Annotated in this window: 21 protein-coding genes and 1 pseudogene; 15 read left to right on the top strand and 7 right to left on the bottom strand. The window is 68.3% G+C overall.

Features of this window, described 5'->3' with window-relative positions:
- Window positions 1–72: 72 nt before the first annotated feature.
- Window positions 73–242, top strand: a pseudogene (locus tag ACH4VX_RS24320) (serine/threonine protein kinase); the annotation flags it as partial.
- Window positions 243–416: 174 nt separating this feature from the next.
- Here ACH4VX_RS24320 and ACH4VX_RS24315 read toward each other — a convergent pair.
- Complete coding sequence (locus ACH4VX_RS24315) at window positions 417–5054, bottom strand: FtsK/SpoIIIE domain-containing protein (RefSeq protein WP_398370023.1); 4638 nt, start codon at window positions 5052–5054, stop codon at window positions 417–419.
- A gap of 303 nt (window positions 5055–5357) precedes the next feature.
- On the opposite strand from ACH4VX_RS24315, the gene ACH4VX_RS24310 reads away from it, so the two are divergent.
- Both ACH4VX_RS24310 and ACH4VX_RS24305 read left to right on the top strand, forming a co-directional pair.
- The gene (locus ACH4VX_RS24310; RefSeq protein ID WP_006133193.1) at window positions 5358–5657 is read left to right on the top strand and encodes a WXG100 family type VII secretion target; all 300 of its coding nucleotides are present in this window, start codon (window positions 5358–5360) and stop codon (window positions 5655–5657) included.
- 177 nt (window positions 5658–5834) lie between these two features.
- Entirely contained in the window at window positions 5835–6707 is an 873-nt protein-coding gene (locus ACH4VX_RS24305; RefSeq protein WP_398370021.1) for a hypothetical protein, read from the top strand.
- A gap of 59 nt (window positions 6708–6766) precedes the next feature.
- Here ACH4VX_RS24305 and ACH4VX_RS24300 read toward each other — a convergent pair whose 3' ends face one another.
- Window positions 6767–7474, bottom strand: a complete 708-nt coding sequence (locus ACH4VX_RS24300) for a hypothetical protein (RefSeq protein WP_398370019.1) — start codon at window positions 7472–7474, stop codon at window positions 6767–6769.
- Window positions 7475–7602: 128 nt separating this feature from the next.
- Between ACH4VX_RS24300 and ACH4VX_RS24295 the strand changes: the two genes are divergently transcribed.
- Genes ACH4VX_RS24295 through ACH4VX_RS24270 form a run of 6 tightly spaced genes read left to right on the top strand, consistent with a single transcriptional unit; the run spans window position 7603 to window position 11628 of the window.
- Window positions 7603–7914: a WXG100 family type VII secretion target gene (locus ACH4VX_RS24295; RefSeq protein ID WP_398370017.1), complete on the top strand. Its 312-nt coding sequence runs from the start codon at window positions 7603–7605 to the stop codon at window positions 7912–7914.
- A complete protein-coding gene (locus ACH4VX_RS24290) occupies window positions 7911–9161 on the top strand; it encodes a putative T7SS-secreted protein (protein WP_398370015.1) in 1251 nt (416 codons plus the stop codon). The genes ACH4VX_RS24295 and ACH4VX_RS24290 overlap by 4 nt, the downstream gene beginning before the upstream one ends.
- A gap of 33 nt (window positions 9162–9194) precedes the next feature.
- Window positions 9195–9791 (top strand): hypothetical protein, encoded by a 597-nt coding sequence (locus ACH4VX_RS24285; RefSeq protein ID WP_398370013.1) that lies wholly within the window; start codon window positions 9195–9197, stop codon window positions 9789–9791.
- Entirely contained in the window at window positions 9772–10440 is a 669-nt protein-coding gene (locus ACH4VX_RS24280; protein WP_398370178.1) for a hypothetical protein, read from the top strand. The genes ACH4VX_RS24285 and ACH4VX_RS24280 overlap by 20 nt, the downstream gene beginning before the upstream one ends.
- Window positions 10437–11015: a hypothetical protein gene (locus ACH4VX_RS24275; RefSeq protein ID WP_398370012.1), complete on the top strand. Its 579-nt coding sequence runs from the start codon at window positions 10437–10439 to the stop codon at window positions 11013–11015. Before ACH4VX_RS24280 ends, ACH4VX_RS24275 begins: the two co-directional genes overlap by 4 nt.
- A gap of 40 nt (window positions 11016–11055) precedes the next feature.
- On the top strand, window positions 11056–11628 hold the full coding sequence (locus ACH4VX_RS24270; protein ID WP_398370010.1) for a hypothetical protein: 573 nt from the start codon (window positions 11056–11058) through the stop codon (window positions 11626–11628).
- 110 nt (window positions 11629–11738) lie between these two features.
- On the opposite strand, the gene ACH4VX_RS24265 is transcribed toward ACH4VX_RS24270, so the two are convergent.
- Window positions 11739–12818: a hypothetical protein gene (locus ACH4VX_RS24265; protein WP_398370009.1), complete on the bottom strand. Its 1080-nt coding sequence runs from the start codon at window positions 12816–12818 to the stop codon at window positions 11739–11741.
- Entirely contained in the window at window positions 12815–13486 is a 672-nt protein-coding gene (locus tag ACH4VX_RS24260; RefSeq protein WP_398370008.1) for a hypothetical protein, read from the bottom strand. Before ACH4VX_RS24260 ends, ACH4VX_RS24265 begins: the two co-directional genes overlap by 4 nt.
- Window positions 13487–13867: 381 nt before the next feature.
- Between ACH4VX_RS24260 and ACH4VX_RS24255 the strand changes: the two genes are divergently transcribed.
- Both ACH4VX_RS24255 and ACH4VX_RS24250 read left to right on the top strand, forming a co-directional pair.
- Complete coding sequence (locus ACH4VX_RS24255; RefSeq protein ID WP_384709190.1) at window positions 13868–14407, top strand: Uma2 family endonuclease; 540 nt, start codon at window positions 13868–13870, stop codon at window positions 14405–14407.
- Between the two features lie 147 nt (window positions 14408–14554).
- Window positions 14555–15154, top strand: a complete 600-nt coding sequence (locus tag ACH4VX_RS24250; protein WP_398370006.1) for a hypothetical protein — start codon at window positions 14555–14557, stop codon at window positions 15152–15154.
- Between the two features lie 65 nt (window positions 15155–15219).
- On the opposite strand, the gene ACH4VX_RS24245 is transcribed toward ACH4VX_RS24250, so the two are convergent.
- Window positions 15220–15891, bottom strand: coding sequence for a hypothetical protein (locus ACH4VX_RS24245; protein ID WP_398370004.1), 672 nt, complete (start codon window positions 15889–15891; stop codon window positions 15220–15222).
- Between the two features lie 140 nt (window positions 15892–16031).
- Here ACH4VX_RS24245 and ACH4VX_RS24240 point away from each other — a divergent pair, with 140 nt between their 5' ends.
- Window positions 16032–16547, top strand: coding sequence for a hypothetical protein (locus ACH4VX_RS24240; protein ID WP_398370003.1), 516 nt, complete (start codon window positions 16032–16034; stop codon window positions 16545–16547).
- Between the two features lie 38 nt (window positions 16548–16585).
- Here ACH4VX_RS24240 and ACH4VX_RS24235 read toward each other — a convergent pair whose 3' ends face one another.
- On the bottom strand, window positions 16586–17545 hold the full coding sequence (locus ACH4VX_RS24235) for a hypothetical protein (protein ID WP_398370001.1): 960 nt from the start codon (window positions 17543–17545) through the stop codon (window positions 16586–16588).
- 7 nt (window positions 17546–17552) lie between these two features.
- Entirely contained in the window at window positions 17553–18287 is a 735-nt protein-coding gene (locus ACH4VX_RS24230; RefSeq protein WP_398369999.1) for a hypothetical protein, read from the bottom strand.
- Window positions 18288–18761: 474 nt separating this feature from the next.
- Between ACH4VX_RS24230 and ACH4VX_RS24225 the strand changes: the two genes are divergently transcribed.
- The 3 genes from ACH4VX_RS24225 to ACH4VX_RS24215 are packed head-to-tail and all read left to right on the top strand — an operon-like array spanning window position 18762 to window position 21678.
- Window positions 18762–19493, top strand: coding sequence for a hypothetical protein (locus ACH4VX_RS24225; protein WP_398369997.1), 732 nt, complete (start codon window positions 18762–18764; stop codon window positions 19491–19493).
- Window positions 19494–19510: 17 nt separating this feature from the next.
- A complete protein-coding gene (locus ACH4VX_RS24220) occupies window positions 19511–20374 on the top strand; it encodes a hypothetical protein (RefSeq protein ID WP_398369995.1) in 864 nt (287 codons plus the stop codon).
- Window positions 20371–21678, top strand: coding sequence for a CpaF family protein (locus tag ACH4VX_RS24215; RefSeq protein WP_398369994.1), 1308 nt, complete (start codon window positions 20371–20373; stop codon window positions 21676–21678). Before ACH4VX_RS24220 ends, ACH4VX_RS24215 begins: the two co-directional genes overlap by 4 nt.
- Window positions 21679–21708 lie beyond the last annotated feature (30 nt).

Below are 21708 nucleotides of genomic sequence, written 5' to 3'. Positions count from 1 at the left end.
CCGTGGGCGGCCCGCCCACCACCCTGCTGGAAGGTCCCGGCGTACGGGCACGACGGGGGAGGGGTGGACGCCGTGCGGCCGCTCGAAGTGGACGAGCCCACGGTCGTGGGGCCCTACCGGCTGCTCGGCCGGCTCGGCTCCGGCGGCATGGGCCGGGTCCATCCCGGCCGCAGCACCGGGGGCCGCACGGTCGCGGTGAAGATCGTGCACCCCGCTTCGCGCTGGACGAGGAGTTCCGCGCCCTCCCCCACGCTCGACTGCGCTCGCGCGGGGGGACCCCCGCCTACGCCACCGCCTACGCCGCCCGCCGGGTCGACGACCTGGTCCACGAGCCGGACAGCAAGGAGCCGGGATCGCCGAAGGCCCGGCTGTCGAGGATCAGGCAGCCGCGGACTCCGGTACGCAGGGCGGGCCGCTCACCCCGGCACCACGACCGTCCGCAGCTCCCCGTCCCCGAGGTGGAGCATGCCCTTGCCCGGGGCCACCTGACCGCCGACCATCCCGCGGGACAGGCGGACGCCGATGAGGTCGCCGCTGGACGACTCCTGCGGGGAGAGCAGGATGCCGCGCCGGGCCTTCTTCGCGTCGACCTGCCAGCCGGAGAAGCCGCTGCACACGTCCTCCTCGTCACCGGCGATGACAAGGGCGAGCCCGCGCTCGGCACCGCGGGAGACGAGCTTCTTCAACTGGCTCTCGGCGTCGCAGTCCTCCAGGAGCTCCCCGTCGTCGACGAGCACGGCGATGGGCTCGTCCGTCGACGCCCCGTCGATCAGCTCCTCGAACTCGTCCTCGTCGATGTCGTCACCGGTGAAGACCTTCAGCACGCCCTCCGTACCGTCGAGCCGGCGCAGCGGCGACTGGCGTGGCGCGGCGACGACCAGGCGGGTGCCGTGTGCGAGGAACGACTGCGCGAAGTTCATCAGCACCGTCGAACGGCCCGACTTGGCCGGCCCCGCGATGACGAACGCCGGTACACCGTCGGCCAGATCGGGACCAAAACCGACGATCTCGTCACCGCCGATGCCGGCCAGCCCCCACAGCCTGGACCGGGATCCCTCCGGGTCGCGCATCTCCCACGCCTCCGGGAAGGAGATCCGGCTCGGCAGGCTGTCCACCCGGAACGGCCGCCGCGTACGCGGCACTTCCGCGTCACGGGCGGCCGCCGCCTCACCGATGGCCGTGAGCGCCGCCGCCTGGCCCTGACCGGTGGTGTCCTCGGCGAGCAGCGCGAACTGCGTCTCCGTACCGGCCTCGTTGCGGAAGGCGCGGCCCGGCGGGATCTCCTCCGGCACCTTGCGGGCCGGGATGCCGAGCGAGGAGAAGTCGCTGCGGTCGGCCAGCCGCAGACCGTACTTGTCCTCGGTGAGGGAGGCGATCCGGCCGACGAGCAGCGTGCGGTCACCGGTGAGGACGAGGTGGATGCCGACGCTCGCACCCTCCCGCATCATCGTCTGCAGCTCGTCGGTCAGCGAACCGTGGTCGATCTCGCCGAGCGTGGGCACCCAGCCCTCCCAGCGGTCCAGCAGCACCACGATGTGCGGCAGCCGCTCGTCCTCGGCGACCGCGGCCCGCTGCTCACCGATGTCCGCGAACCCCTTGTCCGCGAGCAGGTCCTGGCGGCGGGAGAGCTCGCCCTTGAGCCGGTTGACGAGCCGGACCACCCGCTCGGTCTGGTTGCGGCCGACGACCGCACCGCAGTGCGGCAGCCGGGTCAGCGCGTTCAGCGCGCCGTTGCCGCAGTCGATGCCGTACAGGTGGACGTCGGCGACGGAGTGGGTGCGGGCGAGGGAGCCCGCGATGGTACGCAGCACCTGGGACCGGCCGCTGCGCGGGGCACCGCCGATCATCAGATGCCCGAAGCCGGCGAAGTCGACGACGACCGGGCGGCGGGCCTGGTCGCCCGGCAGGTCCTCGACGCCGAACGGGGCGGGCGGCAGCCTGCCCGGCGCGAGGGCGACGGCCGGCACCTCGACGTCGTCGAGCAGCAGTGTCTCGTCCAGCGCGGGCAGCCAGGGACTGTGCTGGGCCGGGATGCCGAGCGCGCTGTTGGCCTCGCGCACGGCGTCGACGAGGACCTTCAGGTCGGTGATCTCGTCGTCCTCACGCGCCTGCGACTTCGGCTTGGCCAGTGCGGTCCGTCCGAGGTCCTCCCAGGTCAGCGGACCCACCCAGGGTGCGAGGGCGGCCGGGTCCGCCGCCCCGGGCCGCCGGCCACCGACCCGCCCCGACTGGAACGGCACCAGGGAGGCGTGACCGAGCCGCGCGTACGCCCGGCCGGGCGTGCTCTTCGAGATGTGCCCGGCCTCGGGCGAGTCGATGACGTCCGTCGACTCACCGGCGTCCGTCACCCGCAGGGCGATACGGAGGTTGGTGTTGGCGCGGATCTCGGGAGACACGACACCGCTCGGCCGCTGCGTGGCGAGCAGCAGGTGGATACCGAGGGACCGCCCTCGCTGCGCGATGTTCACGAGGCCCGTCACGAAGTCGGGCAGATCGCGCACCATGGACGCGAACTCGTCGATCACGATGAGCAGCCGCGGCACGGGCGCACGGGACGGATCCCGCCGCACCAGGTCCTGGTAGTCCTCGATGTCCTTGGCGTCCGCGGCGGCCAGGATGTGTTCACGCCGCTTCAGTTCGGCGCCCAGCGACTCCAGCGCCCGCTCCACGAGATGGGCGTCGAGGTCGGTCACCATGCCGACGGTGTGCGGCAGCTTCACACAGTCCTTGAAGGCGGAACCACCCTTGTAGTCGACGAGGACGAACGTCATGTTCTCGGGGGTGTTGGCGACGGCCAGCGCGGCGACGATCGTCTGCAGCAGCTCGGACTTACCGGAACCGGTCGTACCGGCGATGAGCCCGTGCGGTCCGTCCTTGCGCATGTCGATGCCGAACGGCCCGTCGTACGACTCACCGATGACGGCGAGCGTCGACTGCCCGCCCATCCGCCACCGGGCGCCGATCGCGTCGGCCGTCGGCGGCTCCAGCTGGAGCACGTCGAGGAGCCGGCTGGAGCCGGGCAGCGCCGAGTCCTCGGTCTCCCCGCTGATGTCGCGCAACGGCGACAGCGAACGGGCGAGCCGCAGACACCAGGCCGGCGGGACGAAGTCGGGCCGCACGTCCTTGATCCGCTCCGCTCCCGCCTCCTCGACGCGCAGCCGCAGCCGGTCCGCCTGCCGGGCGCGGCCGGTCTCGGGCGCGCTGGTGTGCCAGGCCTGGAAGGAGGGGAACCCGCCGCTCACCTGCTGCGGCTGATCCTGCTGCTGTTCCCGGTCGCGCTCCTCGGCTTTCGGCTCCGCGACGACGAACGCCTGGCACTCACCCGGCAGGAACCGTTCCTCGGCATCGAGGCAGAGCGCGTACATGGACACGGACGGCCCTTCACGCAGCAGCCGCACCACACCAGGAAGCGACCGCAACCGCCGTGAGCCGTCCCATACGACGACGATGTCCGGGTCGCTGAACGACGTGCCCTGCGAACGCGCCTGCTCGGCGGCCTTCTTGCGCGCGTCGAGGATCTGCGTCAGCTCACCGATACGGGCGCCGACGGTCTCGGCGTCGGTACCGATGAGGACGTTGACGTCCTGCCCCCCGGACGGCCGGGCGTGCGGCAGCCACCGCATCCAGTCCCAGGACGGCTGGGCGGAGTTCTCGCTCAGCACGTAGAACTGCACGTCCATCGGACTGTGCAGCGCGGCGGTCTGCGCCACCGCCCACCGTCCGAGGGCCCGCGCGGAGTCACCGGGCCCCGCCACACCGATCACCCCGAGCGAACGCAGGTTCAGCGCGACGGGCGCGTCCTCGATCTTCCAGGTCACCTGGCGCCGGTGGTCGTCCTGCTCGGGGTCGTCGAGCACGACCTCGGACGGCAACTGCCCCGTCCCGAACCGCAGAAGCAGATGATCCCGGTCGGTCCGCCGCCGCTCCCACAACCGGGTCCGCGGCCCGGTACCCATCGACAGCACGGTCGCCGGATCGGGAATGGCGTGCCGCCGGTCGTTCCGCTCCTGGACCAGCGCCTCCTGGGCGTCCTTCTCGATCCGTTCCTTCTGCTCCTCGTACTCCTTGACCTGCTTCGCATGGGACTTGCGCCCGTGCTTCTTGTCGTTGAAGTAGTTGGCGAAGAGCAGGATGGGGCTGAGCCCCGCCATGATCAGGTAGTACCAGCGCTGGAAGATCGTCACCATGACGACCGCGCCGACGAGCGGCGTCAGCGCCATCAGCCACGGCAGCGGCCGGGCCTCGTACTCGCGGGGCGCCGACGGCAGCCGGAAGTTCGTCTGCCGCTCGGCCGGACGCAGCCGGGGCGGCCGGTTGTAGTCGAGCCCCACCCCGTCGTCGGACCACTTGAGAGCGGCGTTCGGGGGCGTGTAACGGGTCAGTTCGAGAAGGGTGTTGCCGAGACCGATCTGGGCGCCGAGGGGCCAGTCGAACCGGTCGGCCTTCTTGCCGGCGGAGTCCTGACTCGCCTTGCGCCGGCCCTTCCTCCCCTTGCCCTCCGTCTCACCCTTCTCTTCCCCGGAACCGGCGATCGGCGCCCCGTCGAGGGTGACGCCCTCCTCGTCACCGTGCACGACGACCTGACAGGTCCCGTCGGTGGCGACCGAGAGGGTGAGCGCCCGGCCGTCGACCTCGGGATCGTCGACCCGGACGTACGAGGCCGTCCCGCTGCCGATGTCGTACCGCCCGACCCCGAGCCGGTGCACGGACCCGGCGGCAGGACCGCCGACGACCCGCAGCTCGACGAGCCCGGACGGCTCACCGGGCAGACACCCGGAGGGATCCTGCAGGGACACGACCGCACCGTCACGCAGCGGTGACCCGACGACGGTGGCACCGGGATCGACGGCGTACCCGTCCACATACACGAGTGGCGCGTTGCCGGCCGGGGTCCCGCCCTGATGCCCGATGGGAATGACCTGCGCCCCGCTGTGCCCGACCTGCGCGGCCAGCTCCTGCGCGATGTCCCCCACGGTGGACTCGGGATCGGCATCGAGTACGACATCGGCGGCGTCCCCGCCGAACGGATCGACGACGGTCAGAGTCAGGCGCACGCTTGTCCTCCCCAGGCCCCGTGACCGCTTCCACCCCGCGCGTCACAGTCCCGCCGACGATATCGGCTCACACCCGGGCCGGGGCAGTCGGGGAGCACGCCCGCGTTCCCGACAGCAACGGCGTGCACGACTTCACACCGGCGCCTTCACAAAGACGGGATGTGCCACCACAGTTCGCCCCCGTAAGCTGCTGCCGCAAGAGCGGACGATCACACCGGTGGCCACAGCGGCCCCGTACCGACAGTTCCGCAAACAGGGAGCCACGGGGGTTGGCCCTGCGGCGTTGCGAGAGGGAGCGGCTTCATGGCCAAGGACCTTGACATCACATATCAGGACATGCGGGAAGCTGCCAAGCATGTCGTGAAGGAGAAGGAGAAGCTCCAGGAGAAGCTGGACGGCCTCCGCAAGTACATCAACAACCTGGTCAACTCCGGCTACGTCACGAAGAGCTCCTCCAAGGCCTTCGACGAGAACTTCGACGAGTTCACCAACGGCGCGAAGACCACCCTCGACGGCCTGGACGGCATGGGCGACTACCTGACCATGGCGGCCGACAAGTTCGAGCAGATCGACGACGAGCTGGCGAAGGCTGCGCGGAAGTAACTCCGGCCCGCCCGGGACGCGACGGCGCGGCAGTGCCTGCCCCGCACTGCCGCGCCGTCGTCCGTCCGGGGCGAGCTCTGGTGAAACGGGGGGTACATGAGTGATTTGTCGCCTGAGGGACACAGAGGGGGACATCTCACCGTTTTCCTCGATCACGTGACGAACGGAGCAGCCGGCATGAGTCGTGTCGTCGGCGATGAGACGAGCCGGGGACGGACAGAGCGCCCCTTCGCGTGGGCGCTCGGCATCGGCTGTTACGTGCTCGCCGTGATCGCGGGGTTGTACTTCCTGGCCGATGACGCCAGCCCTCTTGTCCTCGCACCGCTGTGGATCGCGCATGCCGTGCTTCTCGTCCTGTTGCTCCGGAGGCTGGGGGCCAAGGCGTCCAGCGGATATGCGATGTTGTTCATCGTCGCCATGTCCTTGATGTCCGTCTACGTCGGTGACATGGTGCGGGACAACCTCACGCTGCAGCAGCGGGGCGAGACGGTCACGGCGACGGTCGTCGACGAATGGCGTGACCCTCCCCAAGGGCGCAAGGCCAGGTTCTACAACTACGCGCTGGAACGGCAGGACGGCAGCAAGGTGCCGGGCCCCGCCCTGAGGGACGCCTCCGACCGCTTCGACGTCGGCGAAGTGGCGAGGGTGGTCGAGGATCCCGAGGGAGAACTCCGTCCTCGGACACCGGGAGACGCGGACGCCACGGGAGACGCGCTGGGCGCGGGGGCCTTCGCCCTCGGGGCGCTCGGGGCCGTCGGCTGGATGACCTGGCGGGGCTCGACCGTCGCGAAGCGGCGGGAAGCCCGGAGACATCCGGAGGTCGACGACGCCACGCACGAGACGCAGGAGGCAAAGTTGCGCGAGGCTTTGCGTACATACCCCCGTGACCGTCGCGGCTACATCAAGATCGGCCCTGAGGAGTATCCCGACATCTCGCACCACCGTGCCGCCCGGATCGCCTGGGAGACGGGACTGCGCGCGGAGGCGGTGGGCAATCGGGGCGCGTGGCGCTTCGCCGAGAAGGTGATCGAGGAGGTCCCGCACGACTGAGTCGGGGCGGTGTTGCGCCCACTGCACACAGGGCCCTTGCAATCGTCGACGAAGCGGCTTCACGGCCCGTCGGGAGACGGGTGCCGGAGCGCGTACATGTGCAGCTCGCTGCGGAGTTCTTCCGTGTCGACGCGCAGCCAGGAGCCGTCACGGAAACGGATCAGCAGCATCCGCGTCTCGAACTCACCGGAGAAGGGGTCGACCAGCGTGGCTTCGTCGGCGGACAGGCGGGCGACGACCTGCATGTGCTTCTCCCGTCCCGTGCTGACGCGCTGGGGTGGAGCCGCGAGGACGATCCCGTCCGGGGCCGCGAGCAGTAGTCGCTCGTGGTGGGTGGAGTGGCTGTACCAGCGCAGCAGGAACTGCCCGGCGGCGCCGTGCCAGTTGCCGTCGAAGACGTTGTCGAGGCCTTGCTGGGCGACGATGGCGTCCCGGCGGCGTTCCTCATCCTCTCTCTTGGCCCGCAACCGCTCCTTCTCGTCCTTCGGGTCGAGTGATCGCATGACTGCTTCTTCCATCTTGGCCAGAAGCTCGAAGAACGTGATGATGGCTATGAAAGGTCCACCGAGCACCGTGCCGAGGATGCCCAATGGGGGCATCCTCGCCGGACGGAGCCGAGGGTTGCCCGCGGCCTGGAGCACATCCGCAGAGGGCTGCGGGATCTTGCCGATCGTGCACCAGTCGCCCGCTTCGGCCTGGACGCCGAGGCGGTCCGCTGTCATGCGCTGCTTGGCCCTGCGTGTCACGTCGAAACTCTCCTTGCCCATGCAGAACAGGATCGGTGTGTCGAGAGCGTATCCCGGACCGGGCGTCACGAGGAGTGGGGGAGTCCGCTATCGTGCCGCTCCCGCCGGCTTGTACCGGGAGCAGTAAAGAAAAGAGAGAGGAATCGTTAATGGGGGATCACATAAAGGCGGATCTCGCCGCCATCAAGCAGTGTTCGCGCGATCTGACCAAAATTCATGGTGAGTTCGAACGGAACGGAAATCCTGCGGACGAGTATGGCCAAGCGGTGGGGCACGGCGGCCTCAAGGACGCCTTCTCGGAATTCGGAGACACCTGGAAGAAGACCCGGAAGAAACTGATGAAGGAACTCGAAGAGCTGGCCGAGTTCACCCGGACCGCCGCCAAGGCGTATGACGAGGTCGACAAGGAGCTCGCCAAGGCCATCCGGGATGCCAAGGCGCAGAGCAAGGGAAAGAAATGAGCAGGACGGACGCCGACTGGCCGCCTCTGTGGCATGACGACCCGACGCCGGGTGACCCGGAAGAGGTAGCTGAGCTGGGGCGCAAGTTGCGCAAGATGGCCGACATGATCGACGAGCAGTCCCGTGTCATCAAGGCGCTCGCCTCGGTGGAGGGCTGGGACAGTGAAGCAGGGAAAGGCTTCCACGAGATCGCCGATGGTACGGCGGACAAGCTGAAGAAGTCCTTCGAGCGCTATGACGAAGCGGCCAAGGCCATCGGGGAGGGAGTGCGCGAGGGGAGCTCGGACCAGTTCGCCAGTGAAATGCGCCGCGCCCAGCGGAAAGCGGACAAAGCGCTTGCTGATTATCGCGAAGCCAAATCCGATCATGACCTCGCGGATGACGAGGTGAAGAAATTCACCGACAAGTACCCCCTCGTGCATGACATTCCAGCCGCAGAGAAAGAAGAGTACGAGCGCTGGATCAAGAAGCGCGACGAGGCCTTGCGTCGCATCGGTGGCGCACGCAAGCTGGTGAAGGAAGCCAGGGAGATATATGACGATGCAGGGGACAAAGCAGCCCGTCATATCAAGAACGTCGTGCACCATGATGCGGTGCGAGACCCGGGCGGCTTCATGAACTTCCTGGCGGACTGGGCGGATATGCTGTCCAACATATCCGCCGTTCTGTCCGTCCTCGCTGTGATCTGCGCTTTTGTTCCACCGCTTCAATTCTTGGTGCCCATCTTCGCAACCCTCGCCGTGCTGACCAGTGCGGCAGCACTCGCCGGTCATGCGTACGATATGGCTGCGCGTGGCGGGAAAGTCGATTGGTTGAAGCTGGGAACCGATGCGCTAGGAGTATTGCCCGGTATTGGCGCACTGAAGGGATTCCGGGTCCTCAAGGGGCTCGGTAAGGTAAGCAAAATCAAGGAATTCGGGAAGGCGAGGATTTACTTGACCGCGCTCGACGGTGTCGGGCACAACTTCCTGAACGGAGTCGCTGTCAAACTGGTCAACAAGGTGTTGGGAAAGAACGCGCGCAACGCGATGATCGAAGGAAAGAAGATCACAGCCGTGATCAAGGGAGCGGGTCTCGGAAGCGCCCTTCACCGGATGCTCAGCGGTGAGAACGGCGAGCGGACCGGTTACCAGGAGCCCGCCAAGGCCGGCACACCCACTCCCACGCCGTCGCCCTCGCCCCGCCCCAGCCCTCGCCCCGCCCCGAGCGTCTCGCCGAAGGCGTTCAACGCGGCCCTGGCGGCATAGGACCCGGCGACCTGTTCAAGGAAGGCAGATGCCATGAGCTACGACGAACACGAACTGGGACCCCGGGAATTCATCGGCCGTCGAGGCGGTGAGACCGTCACCTTGGTCGACGGTTCCGTGATCGCCGGTATAGCCGAGGCGAAGCGGGCCGCTGAGGGGGCTCGACGAGAGCTTCGGTTCGACTTCCTCGACGACCGGGCGGTGCTCGAACTGCTGCGTCGGCGTCATGCCGACGAAGAGGACATGTTCAACGCGGGCTTGAAACACGGAGTGCCGCTGGCGCTCGTCGGTTTCGGGGTCGTGCTCTACTGGGGCGGCGCGGCCCAGTACTGGGAGACCGCCGCTTCCCGCAATGCCTACCTGGCAGTCGCAGCGGCCGTTGTGGTGACGCAGATCTTCTTCTTCGTGCGCAGTGCGATGTCGCATTGGGGCGATCCGGTCCGGCAGAACCTGCGGGCTCGAGCGGCGAAGTACCGTGAGATCGCCCATATCGCCCGACGGGGAGGGGCCGAGATCCCGGCTCACTATCCGCATTACGGGCCTTACCCGTTCGCCGCGAAGTTCCGTCCCGAAGTGGATGATCGTGAGAAGTCCGAGAGCAAGGGTGCAGATGATCACGGACGCCGCTGACACGGCGCAGCGCAACCTCACGGGAAGCGACGGCATAGAGGTTCGCTGGATCATGCCCGAGGGGTTCCTTGAACTCCCTTTTGAGGCAGATGACTTGGATGAGCTGGCGGATCAACTGGTTGATCTGGCCAAGCAGGCGCTGCCCGGCGCCGATGAGGAGGTGCAGTTGCAGTACGCCGCGATGTGCGCGGCGCACTACGACGAGTTCATCGAGGCCGGCGTGCAGTACGCCGGGTTCGTCACCACGGAGGTCGACGGTGTCCGTTGCACGGCAACGGTGAACGTCAGCTTCATGGACCTCGACGAGCGGGCCGGCCGCAATCCGGCCGGCTTCATCGCGACCACGATGCGGCACCTGGAGCTCGGCCAGGTCGGCGAAGTGCAACTTCCCTGCGGCCCGGCGGTGACATGCGTCGGAAACCGGTCCGCGAGCGTCGACGGCAGTCTGACGCAGTCGGGGCAGGACGAACCGATATGGACGTCGTTCATACAGGTACAGATTCCGCTGAACAACGGGACCGTGCTGATACTGGAGATGGGTACGCCCACGGTTGAAGGGTGGGACGTCTTTTCCGCCATGTTCGCCGGCATCGTGAAGAGCGTCCGTCTCTTCGACGACTCCGGGGCGCCCTTGGTGATGCCGGGGTGAAGGAGTCGTCCGAGGCCGGCGCCACGTCAGCGGTGGGCGATGTCAGGGACTACCGGCTGCTGGTCCCGCGGGAGTGGTTCCGCATCGACCTGATGCAGGACCGCTGGCGGGGCCAGCTCAAGACCTTCGTGGAGAAGCAGGCGGAAGGCCGGCAAGTCCCCGCCGAGCTGACGCGGAACGTATGGGCCACCCTGCGCAACACCGCGGAAGCCGGTCGAGCGCGTGGCGCCATGGAGTTCTACCTCCTGACGGTCTCGCGGAGCGGAGGGCTTCCGGCCTCCCTCCTCGTGTCCCTTGTGCCGCTGGGCGAGACTCCCGCCGATCCGCAGAAGTTCGCGGCATGGATTGAGGCGCGAGAGCCCGAGGACGGCCCGCGACGGCAGGTGACGGTGGTCGGTCTCCCGGCGGGTCCTGCCGTACGGGTGCTCGGTCCCACTACGCTGAGCGTTCACGCCCTCCTGCCCGGCGCGGTGGGCTACCTGACGCTCTCCTTCTCCGCACCGCTCACCGGGATGTCCGGCCCGATGGAGCGGTTGTGCGACGCCATCGCGGGTTCCTTGCGGTGGGTGGTATGACCCGCCCACGTCGTTCCGAGCAGCGTAAGGAGACCGTCCCATGAGCGATTATCGTGAGCTGGAGTTCGGCAAGTTCGTCGATGATCAGGGAACGGTCCACGACATGGTCCCGTCCGCTGTCATCGCCGCCGTGCCCGACGCCAGGGCGGCGGCTGAGGAGTACGGCCGTGAGGTCCGCTTCGACTTCCTCGACGACAGGGCCGTGCACTGGATGCTGTTCCAGCGCCGCGAGGACACGGAGAAGGCCGGCATTCTGGGTTGTCTGTTCGTTGTGCCGCTGCTTGTTTTCGGGGGTGGCGCCTGGCCGTTCTGGGACCTGGTGGCGTCTGAGAAATCGCGTCAGTTCCAGGTTGCCTTCCTTGCTGCCGACGCGCTGATCCTCTGCGTCGTGGTCGTCGGTGCCTATCTGGCCCGGCGTCCCAGCCTGCTCGACCCGGTGATACGGAACACGCGCTGCAGAGCCCGCCTCTACCGCAAGATCGTCGGCATTGCCCGTAAGGGCGGCGCCGACATCCCGCGCCTGTACCCCTACTACGGCATGTACGCAACGTCTCGGAAGTTCTTCCCCGAGGCACCTGACCGCCCCATTCCCGAGCAGAGGGAGTCCCTGTGAACAGCTTTCACGCGGGCTGCTTCCACCCGGCCCCTCGGTGCCACTGAGAGGCACCGAGAGACCCGCGGGGAACCCGTGGGTGGCACCAGGCCGGCGTGATCAGCGGATCATCAGCGGTTGATGGACTGGATCTCCTGGACGGTGACGGCCTGGTCGTTGCCGAAGGTCCCGTCGGGCAGATCGCCGCCGGCGCCGCCGGTGCCGGTCCATGCGATCTCCCAGGTGATGGTGGCCTGGAGATTGTAGGTTCCGTTGCCGGAGGAGCGGAGGTAGGTGATTCCGCAGGGGGGAGTCTGGTCGGCCTTGCCCTGGGCGTACGGCTCGCCGATGGAGCCGTCGGCGTTGATGGTGCACTCGCCCGAGGCGGGGTAGGTCTCGGCGTCCTTGGTGCCCGGCTCAAGCTTGAGGGACACCGGCTTGGCGGTCGTCGTGGCCTGGAGGGCGAAACCGGGGGCGTTGATGGCCGCGGTGGCCTGGACCTCGTCGAAGACGGCCTTGTCGAGCCAGGCCCAGGTCGGCAGGTTCACCTTGGTGGTTCCCTCGGGCTTGAGGCTGACCTCGGTGTCGGGCAGCTGCATGCGCTGGTAGGCGAGGGCGGCGAGTATCTCCGGGGTGATGGCCTCCTCGTACTGGGGCGGCGGGGCCTCGCCGTTGTCGACCCAGAAGGGGAGGTCGTTGCAGGAACTCCGCTTGAGGATGTCTGGCTCGTCGGGGTTCTCGACGGCGGCCCAGAACATGCCCTCGCCGTCCTTGTCGACGTTGTAGTCCTTGTAGCCGGGGGTGTCGGCCCAGCCGTAGTCGTCCTCGTAGTGGCGCTGCAATTCGCTGAGTGCCGCGCCCGCGTGGCCGCCCATGCCGGGTGCGTTCATCTGGCTCTCGATGTCCTTGGACGTCTTCTTCTTGAAGTCCTTGGCGCCGAGGTAGGGGGCGTACCAGCAGGGTGGGGGAGTCCAGTTGACGTCGGAGGACGTCACGTTGCCCTTGCTGCCGTTCTTGGCGACGGCTCCGGAGTACGTGATCCGGGCGGCGGCGTAGATGCCGGTGCCGTCGCTGCCGCCCGTCTGCTCAGTAGTGGCTCCCTTGTCGGAGCCCACCGGTTTTGCCGCGTACGCGGCTTCTGGGAGGACGATGGTGCTGAGGGCCAGCGTCAGCGTCGCGGTGCCGATGAATGTGCGAAGCGATCCCCTCACTGGCACTTCGCCGCCTTTGTCTCGACGAACACCTTCGATGCCTGCCACAGGCCGGTGCCAGTGGGGTACTTGACCATGATGATCTTGTAGTGGTCGAAGTCCTCGATGCTGGGCTCGGTCTTGAGGACCTTGTCGGTCTTGATCTCCTTGCCGTAGAACTTTCCGGCGTCCGCGCAGAACGCCACCTCTACCGACTTGCCGTTCGCGGCGGACCGAGTGGTGGCGTCGTAGTGACGCAGTGTGCCTGTGGCGGTCCAGCCGCCGTCGATCCAAGCGTTGACCTGCGTCTCCGCGTACTTCAGTCCATCACCGGTGGCGTACGCGGTGACAGACGCGTCCTTGGTCGTGCGCTTGTCGACACCTCGGTAGATGGCCCTGAAGAAGTTGGCGGCGTCGTCCATGGCAGCCGCCTCGTTCCCGTCCTTCGGCTTCTCCCAGTCGAAGACCAGGTTCATGTCTGCGGGCAGGGAGACGTCCACGCCGTCCGGCTTGTCCTCCGCCGGTGCTCCCGAGGGGGCCGCCGACTTGCTCGGCTTCTCCGTCCCCTGGTCGGAGCCGGCGATCTTGTCGCTGTCGCCGGACTTGTCGTCCCCGCCTCCGCAGGCCGTCAGCATCAAGGTTGCGGCGGCGGCGAACGCGGCGGCAACGGGCAAAGTGCGGCGCTTCACAGTGAGCTCCCCGTGAGACAAAGGTTCAGTCAAGAGCACAGACGCTAGCTATGAGGTTGCTGGTTTCGCCAGAGCGAACTACCCGGAGAACGAGGGTTTTCGGTTGTTTGGCGACATTTTCACGATGGGCTGTGTCCTGATCGTGCCCAGGTGCGCGATGAGTCCGGACGCCTCGATGCGCTGCCTCCGGGACCGTCGCTGTCCCTGTGCGCGCTTCCGCCCGTTATGGCGCAGGCACGCGCACGAAGGATGTGCCAGCGAACAGGGGAGCGGTTCCCCTCAGCCGTCGACCAGGAGTAGCCGGGCCGGCCGACCCGAAACCGCGCCCGTCTTGCCTCGGCCAGCCATAATGCCGGTAGGAGGTGAGCTGCCGTGTCAGTGATGAGCGAGCTGATCGAGCGGGGTGCCGTCCCCGAGGGGTACAAGGTCGAGGTGTTCGACGGCAGGGTGATCATGACGCCACAGAGCCCGGAGCAGGACTGGACCGTTTCCGACGTCAAGGACGCGGTCAAAGCCTCCGGCATCGCACGGGAACGTGTCTTCGGTGACGTCCTCATCACGTTCCCAGGGGAGAACGACGCCGCACCGGATCTGACGATCGTCGACTTCGAGGCTGAGCGCCGGAAGAACAGTTATTCGTGCCTTGATGTGCTGGCGGTGGTCGAGGTCCCGTCGGAACCGGCGGACGAGAAGGACTACGTCCGGAACGTTCGGAAGTACGGTCGCTTCGGGATCGACTTCTACATGATCGCCGATCCCTTCAAGACGATGGTCACCTTGATGTCGGAGCCGCACGCCTCGGGTTACGGGCGGGTCGTCGAGATCCCGTACGGCGATCCGGTCAGCTTCACGCTGGCCACCGGGGAGAGGGTCGAGATCGACACGGGGACCTTCCCGACGCGCGATGCGGGCGGAGTGTGACGCTGGACTGATGCCCAGCCTGACGCAGGCGGTTGCGGCGGTGCCGCGCTCGTTAGGGGAGCCCTCGAACACGCCAGGTACGACTGAGAGGGCGGGGGCCACGTGGCAGAGGACACATTCAGGGCCGGTACGGGTGTTCGGTGGCAAGTGGATGTGGTCCGTTGGCTGTTGTTCAGTCTGGTGTGTGCCGGTGGTTCACTCGGGCTGTCCTGGGTCGGGCCGGTCGTGCCGTTGCCGGGCCTGTTGCGGGGAGCGGGGTTGGTCCTCGCGTTCCTGGTGCTTCCGCTGGCCTCGCTGCTGGTGCCGTTGCTCATGCTGCGGCGGATGCCGCGCAAGCAGCGGAAGGTGGCGTGGCAGCTGTTCTTTCCGCTGGTGGCCGGGATTGCCATGGGAATATTCGGCAGCGCTGCCGGTGACGAGGCCGCGCTGGCGGACCGGGGCGTGTGGACCGACGCCGTGGTCGTACGCATGGAAGACACCGGGACCAACCGTTGCGACCTGCGTATGGTCGACGGGCGTGAGATCCCGCTCTCGCTCTCGGAGGGCGATGGCTGTGAGAACTGGGTGTCGAAGGGCGACAGGCTACGCGTGCTGTATGACCCCGAAGGCGTCGCCAGTCCGACCGAGGACCCGGACAGCAGCTCGTACGGAGGTTTCCTCGGGTCCCTCTTCGTGATCGCCGTCGTGATGGGCACCTGGGGTGGCGTGCGGCAGAGCAGATGGGATCGTGAGTACGCCGGGGAGTGACCGGGGCGGACGGGGAGAAGAGGAGCGACGGCGTTCGAATCCGGAGAACTTACGCTGCGGTCCGTTTACCGGCACTTCGCCGCCTTCGTCTCGACGAACACCTTGGATGCCTGCCACAGTCCGTCACCCGTGGGAACCTTCACCATAATGATCTTGAAGTGGTCGTAGTCCGCGATGCTGGGCTTGCTCTTCAGGACCTTCTCGGTCTTGATCTCCTTGCCATAGAACTTGCTGGAGTCCACGCAGAACGCAACCTCCACTGAGGTGCCGTTCGTGGCGGACCGGGTGGTGGCCTGGTAATGACGCCGAGTGCCAGTGGCGGTCCAACCGCCGTCGACCCTGTCGTCGATCTGCGTCTGCGCGTAGCTCAGCCCCCCGCCCGTGGAATAGGCGGTCACAGCCGAGACCTTGGACGTGCGCTTGTCGACGCCGTGGTAAATGGCGCGGACGTAGTTCGCCGCATCATCCATCGCCGCCGCCTCGTTCTTGTTCTTCGGCTTCTCCCAGTCGAAGACCAGGTTCATGTCTGCGGGCAGGGACACGTCCACGCCGTCCGGCTTGTCCTCCGCCGGTGCTCCCGAGGGGGCCGCCGACTTGCTCGGCTTCTCCGTCCCCTGGTCGGTGCCGGCGATCCTGTCACTGTCGCCGGACTTGTCGTCCCCGCCTCCACAGGCCGTCAGCATCAAGGTTGCGGCGGCGGCGAACGCGGCGGCAACGGGCAAAGTGCGGCGCTTCACAGTGAGCTCCCCGTGAGACAAAACGTTTCCAGCGCACTGACGGTATCGGTGGGGTTATTGGTTTCACCACCGCGAACTATCCGACGAATGGACCGAGATGAGGGCGTACGGCGGAGAGCCGCTCCGTCTACGCTGCGGTCGTGGTCTTCATCTCGCACCGTGCTCTCCAGGGCAGCCGTGGGCACCGGCTGGCCGCCGGCGTCATGCTCTTCCTCTTCTGGGTCTTCCTGGCCTTCGGACTCACTGCCGCGGCGGTCACGAGCCGGGTCGGGTGGCCGGCCCGGCTGGGGTTCGTTGCCGGAGCCGTCTCCGCATACCTGCTCGTGTGGTGGAGCGCCCGGTTCTGGTGGTCGGCCTTCTGCCAGGGGCGGCGTGAGGAAGCGGTGGTCGAGCCGGACGCCTGGCCCTGGCTGTTTCCCCCGGTGATCGGCGGTGTCGCCCTCGCTGTCTCCGGGGCGGGGGCGCTGAGTCGCGGGGACGGTAGTGGGTGGTTCGGGTTGGGGTTTGCCCTGGTGCTCGCCGGTCCTTCCCTCGCGATGATGGTCCTGGAGGTGCGGGAGTGGGTCTCCGAGCGATCGAGCCGTGACCAGGTGGTGCCCACCCAGCCCGTCGAGCCGCCGCGACCGCGACGGGACTGGGGGCCGGTCGGGAGGTGAGGCAGGAGGCAGGGAACAGCCTGCGCTGTGGCTGCCGGTCAGTCGAAGCCTCCCTTGGGAAGCTCCAGTGTCCGGAACTCGACCCAGTGGCCGAGCCGTTCGCTTCGTGATGCCAGTGCGAGCAGGGCGACGAGCGCCGGGAGGCCGGCCAATCCCACGACCCAGGCCGGGAAAAGCCAGCCCAGCTGGGCCACGCACAGGCAGCAGAGCAGCAGGGCGGTCGCCGTGCGGGCGAGTGCGGCCGCGATGCGGGTTGTCTCGGCGCGGGCTTCGGGGGCGCGCTGGAGGCGGGCGCCGATCAGCATGCCCAGTGCGGCGCCCGCGTGGAAACCCCACAGGATGCCGCCCGGGAAGAACATCGCGAAGGAGCCGGCACGGGGGAAGCTGAAGTTCCTGCCGATCAGAGCACCGACGAAGACCCCGTTGAACACCCATGAGAGCAGTGCCACCGATGCGAGGTGGCCGCGGATCCGGCCGTCCAGGGTGTCACCGTTCTCGCCGGGCACCGGTCGGAACACCGCGCCCGAGCAGGCCGCGCACACGGGAGTCGCCAGCGCCAGTGCGGTCAGCGCGCCGAAGATCCCTCCGCTCTTGCCGGGGCCGTCGGGCGGTGGGAAGAGGCCCTGTACCTGCCAGACGGCGACCGCCACGAGCAGGACGTACAGCCAGTAGCCGGCCAGCAGGGCCCAGCCCGCCGCGATGCGTGCCCCGCGCAGGCGCGCCACCGGCGTCTGCAGCAGGCCGCCGACGGGTACGGCGAGCAGTGCCCAGGCGACGAGCATGCCTTCGGCGGCGCGGTCCTGGGCCCGGACCTTCTCGTAAAGGGCCGGTGATGAGGGCAGGCCGAGGGATTCGGGAGCCAGCGTCAGCGTCAGGGCGAGCACGAGTGAGACGACCGCGGCAGCCGTACCTGCGGTGATCCGCAGCGCTTTGACGCGCTTGACGCGTGCTTCGGACGACTCGGGGCCGAAGCGCGAGCCCGTTCCTGTTGTGGTCATCGCTGTGTCAGCCCAGCTTCTCGTTCTGCGCCTTCACCACCGCCGGGGCCAGCTTCGCGTCGCTCGGCCTGGCGTTGGCGATGGCCGCGCCGTTGACCGAGAAGTAGACGCCGACGACCTCGCCTTCGCGGACGATCTGGGTGTGCATGGTGTGCGGGGCGCCGCGGAAGGTCAGCGTGGACGTGAAACCGAGGGTCTCGTCGCCCGCCGGGGTGACGTCCTCCGGCGCGACGGAGTCGTATGTGCTGGTGCCGTCGCCGCTTCCCTCGGCCGTGAAGCCGTCGCCGCAGGCCGCCACGGCCTTCTTCACGTCGGCCATGGTGGACTGCGCGCCGCCGGACGCGTAGGTGGTGAGCGTGATGTAGGTGTGTGCGCTGTTCAGGCCCTTCGCCTCGTCCGCCAGTACGCGCGTGAGGTCGGCCTGTGGTTCGCCGAGCGGGAGCTGGTTGATCGCGTACGCCAGGGGCGCGCAGACCGGCTTGTCGAGGGTGACGTCCTTCGGTGACTTGGCGAGGGCGAACTCGTCGCTGTGCTCCTGCACCGAGAAGCCCTTCACGTCTGCGGGTGCGACCATGAGCTCGGCCAGCTTCTCGGCAGGAGTGGGCTGCTTCGCCCGGGAGGCGGAGGGCCGGGGCTCGCCCGTTGCCTTGTCCGACTCCTCGCCCTCCCCGCCGCACGCGGTGAGCGACAGCGCGGTGAGCAGGGACAGGGCTGAAGCGGCGGCCGACGTGGTGCGGTTCAAGTGGGGGGCTCCTCAAGGTACTCGCGCGGCTCGCGCGGTGTTGTCCCGTACGTCCCGTCACCGGTCCGGGCGGAAGAGCATGGCACGGTCGCCCGGCGCCCTCGTGAGTGAATCGTGCAGGGCTCATGTGCGGTGCGTGATGAACCGTACGTCGTCCGTGGTTGGTGGGGTGCTCCTGCGGTTTGCTGCCGCACAGTGGTCGGCCGGTCTCAACTGGGTTGTTCAACAGTGAAATTGCAGATGAGTAACGGTGTGCGGGGTGAGATGCGTGAGGCGGACTCCGCCTTGAGGGGCTTATGTGTGGCTGATACGGTGCGATGGCTTGACACTCACCCCCAGCGTTGGCTATTCGCCCAGGCCGGGCGGGTAAGTCCGACCCGTCGTGCATGTCTGCGCGCGGGCGGACCTGGGCGAAGTGTCAGGAATTTCAGGGAACTTGGCAGACATCGTCTTGGGTGTACGGGGAGCGGTTGCGTGAAGATCCAAGAGCGTACGGGGGCGGGCGCCGGTCGTTCCGCGACACCGGTCGGGCCGGCGGTCGGCGACCGGCTTCCCACTCCTCCTCGCGAGCGCAAACCCGCGCTGGCCGCGCTGGCGGTCCTGTTGATCCTGCTCGGCGCGCTCGGCGCCACGATGCTCGTGCTGCAGGCCGGGGACCGGATCGAGGTCGTGAAGATCACCAAGGAGATTCCGGCCGGCCAGAAGGTCACCGATGCCAACACCACGTCGGTCATGGTCGCCGAGGACCCGGAGATCAACTACGTCGAGTGGACTCAGCTCGACGCCCTGAAGAAGCTCAAGGCCGTCAGCACGATCCCGGGCGGCGTCGTCGCCGTCGGTGAGATGTTCGGCGATGAGGCCAAGGTCCCCGCGGGCAAGGCCCTTGTCGGGCTCTCCCTCAAGGAGGGGCAGTACCCGGCCGATCTGGAGATCGGTGACGCCGTCGCCGCCTACCGCGTCGGTGGTACCTCGAACTCGAACTCCGACTCCGACGCCGACGGCGGCTCCTCCGGCTCCACCGGCGGTGGCAACACCCTGATCGTGGACGAGGCGCGGGTGAACTCCGTGCCGGAGGAGCAGAGCGGCGACATCGTCAGCAGCACCAACAAGCCCGTGACGCTGCTCGTCGACAACGCCGACGCCGCGGCGCTCACCCAGGCCGCCTCCAACGGCGAGGTGGCTCTCGTCCTCGTCCCTGGCAACTAGAAGGCGGCACCCGACCCATGGCCCTCATCGCCCTCGCCGCCGACAAGGGTTCCCCCGGCGTCACCACCGCGGCCGTCGCTCTCGCGGCGGTCTGGCCGCGGCGGGTGCTGCTCGCCGAGACCGACCCGGCGGGCGGTGACCTCGTGTACCGCAGTGCCGCCGCGCACGGCGGGCCGCTGAACCCGAACACCGGGATGCTGTCCATCGCCGCCACCGCACGGCGTGGACTCGTGCCCGACCAACTGTGGGACCACGTACAGCCGTTGAGCGGCGGGCTCGAAGTGCTCGTCGGGCTCGGGATCGCCGAGCAGGCCGCCGGCCTCACCGGGCTGTGGCCGACGCTCGGGCACGCCTTCGCCTCGCTCGCCGACTCCCCGCACGCGCCCGCCGACGTCATCGCCGACTGCGGGCGGATCAGCGGGGACACCCCGGCCGTGGAGCTGTTCCCGCACGCCTCCCTCGTGCTGCTCGTCTCGCGCACCGAGCCCGAGGCGCTGGCGCGCGTACGGGACCGGGCCGCCGCGCTCGCCGGCAAGCTGCACGGCGGGCCGCGCGGCGCCGCGACGCTCGGCAACCCGGTGATCGGCGTCGTCCTCGTCGCCGACACGGGCAACGCGGCCAAGCTCGCGTCCCAGGTCAACGACATGCTCGTACACGCGCAGACCGGTGCCCGGGTGGTCGGCACCCTCGCCGACGACCCGGCCGGTGCCGAGCAGCTGGCCGGGCGCAGGCGCGGGCGGCTCGACAAGTCGCTGCTGATCCGGTCCGCGCGCAAGGTGACGGCCGACGTGTACCAGCAGTACGGCGCCGCGTGGGCGGCTCACGCCCAGGCTCAGGCTCAGGCCCAGCAGCCGCCCCAGGCGCACGGGGCCGGGCGATGACCGCTGTCGACCATCAGCTGGTCAAGCGGTTCCGTCAGGAGGCCGGCGACCGGATCGCCGAACAGCGCCGCCTAGACCAGGTCAACGGCGTCACGCCGATGTCCACCGAGGACGAGCGGCAGTACGCCCGTGCCGTCATCGCCCAGATACTGGAGGAGTACGCCCGCGCGGAGATCAACGCGGGCCGTACGCCGCTGGACGCCGAGACGGAGGAGCAGTACGCGGCCGCCGTGCACGCCGCGCTGTTCGGAGTCGGGCGGCTCCAGCCGCTGCTGGACGACCCCGAGGTCGAGAACATCGACATCAACGGCTGCGACCAGGTGTTCGTCGGCTACTCGGACGGCCGTGAGACGCGTGGTGAGCCCGTCGCCGAGACCGACGAGGAGCTCATCGACCTGATCCAGGTGCTGGGCGCGTACTCCGGTCTGTCGTCCCGGCCCTTCGACTCCGCCAACCCCCAGCTCGACCTGCGGCTGCCGGACGGTTCGCGTCTGTCGGCCGTCATGGACGTGACGCGGCGGCCCGCGCTGTCCATCCGCCGCTCGCGCATGGGCAAGGTGTTCATCTCCGACCTCGTCGGCAACGGGACGCTGACCCCCGAGCTCGGGCACTTCCTCGCCTGCGCCGTCCGCGCCCGCAAGAACATCATGATCGCGGGCGCCACCAACGCCGGTAAGACCACGCTGCTGCGCGCCCTCGCCAACGAGATCCCGCCGCAGGAGCGGCTCATCACCGTCGAGCGGGCGCTGGAGCTCGGGCTCGACACGTTCCCCGACCTCCACCCCAACGTCGTGGCGTTCGAGGAGCGGCTGCCCAACTCCGAGGGCCAGGGCACCATTTCCATGGCGGAGCTGGTGCGCAGGTCACTGCGTATGAACCCCTCCCGCGTCATCGTCGGTGAGGTGCTCGGCGACGAGATCGTGACCATGCTGAACGCGATGTCCCAGGGCAACGACGGTTCGCTGTCCACGATCCACGCCAACAGCTCCAGCGAGGTCTTCAACCGTATTTCCACCTACGCCCTGCAGGCGACGGAACGGCTGCCCATCGAGGCCAGCCAGATGCTGATCGCGGGCGCGGTGAACTTCGTCGTCTTCGTCCAGCGGCGCAACGACTTCCAGAGCGGCGGCCGTCTCCAGCGCACGGTCACCTCCGTGCGCGAGGTCAACGGCGTCGACGGACGCGTGCTGTCCAGCGAGGTGTTCGCGGAGGCCCCCGACGGGCGGGTCACCGCGCACGCCCCCATAGCCTGCCTGGAGGAACTGATGGCCTACGGCTACCGGCCCAGCGGAACGTGGGGGTGAGCCCGGTGACCCGTACGACCACCGACCTCG

The sequence above is a fragment of the Streptomyces sp. NPDC020731 genome (genome assembly GCF_044334705.1).
Lineage (GTDB): Bacteria > Actinomycetota > Actinomycetes > Streptomycetales > Streptomycetaceae > Streptomyces.
The sequence above is the reverse complement of the archived record's forward strand: the minus strand, read 5'-3'. Positions and strand labels throughout refer to the sequence as shown.

What these genes read in the sequence shown, in the direction of transcription:
- ACH4VX_RS24295 (WP_398370017.1), top strand. Translation starts at nt 7,603, where the DNA reads ATGGGGGATCACATAAAGGCGGATCTCGCCGCCATCAAGCAGTGTTCG.
- ACH4VX_RS24305 (WP_398370021.1), top strand. Translation starts at nt 5,835, where the DNA reads ATGAGTCGTGTCGTCGGCGATGAGACGAGCCGGGGACGGACAGAGCGC.
- ACH4VX_RS24300 (WP_398370019.1), bottom strand. Translation starts at nt 7,474, where the DNA reads ATGGGCAAGGAGAGTTTCGACGTGACACGCAGGGCCAAGCAGCGCATG.
- ACH4VX_RS24215 (WP_398369994.1), top strand. Translation starts at nt 20,371, where the DNA reads ATGACCGCTGTCGACCATCAGCTGGTCAAGCGGTTCCGTCAGGAGGCC.
- ACH4VX_RS24220 (WP_398369995.1), top strand. Translation starts at nt 19,511, where the DNA reads ATGGCCCTCATCGCCCTCGCCGCCGACAAGGGTTCCCCCGGCGTCACC.
- ACH4VX_RS24270 (WP_398370010.1), top strand. Translation starts at nt 11,056, where the DNA reads ATGAGCGATTATCGTGAGCTGGAGTTCGGCAAGTTCGTCGATGATCAG.
- ACH4VX_RS24235 (WP_398370001.1), bottom strand. Translation starts at nt 17,545, where the DNA reads ATGACCACAACAGGAACGGGCTCGCGCTTCGGCCCCGAGTCGTCCGAA.
- ACH4VX_RS24290 (WP_398370015.1), top strand. Translation starts at nt 7,911, where the DNA reads ATGAGCAGGACGGACGCCGACTGGCCGCCTCTGTGGCATGACGACCCG.
- ACH4VX_RS24285 (WP_398370013.1), top strand. Translation starts at nt 9,195, where the DNA reads ATGAGCTACGACGAACACGAACTGGGACCCCGGGAATTCATCGGCCGT.
- ACH4VX_RS24255 (WP_384709190.1), top strand. Translation starts at nt 13,868, where the DNA reads ATGAGCGAGCTGATCGAGCGGGGTGCCGTCCCCGAGGGGTACAAGGTC.
- ACH4VX_RS24280 (WP_398370178.1), top strand. Translation starts at nt 9,772, where the DNA reads ATGATCACGGACGCCGCTGACACGGCGCAGCGCAACCTCACGGGAAGC.
- ACH4VX_RS24310 (WP_006133193.1), top strand. Translation starts at nt 5,358, where the DNA reads ATGGCCAAGGACCTTGACATCACATATCAGGACATGCGGGAAGCTGCC.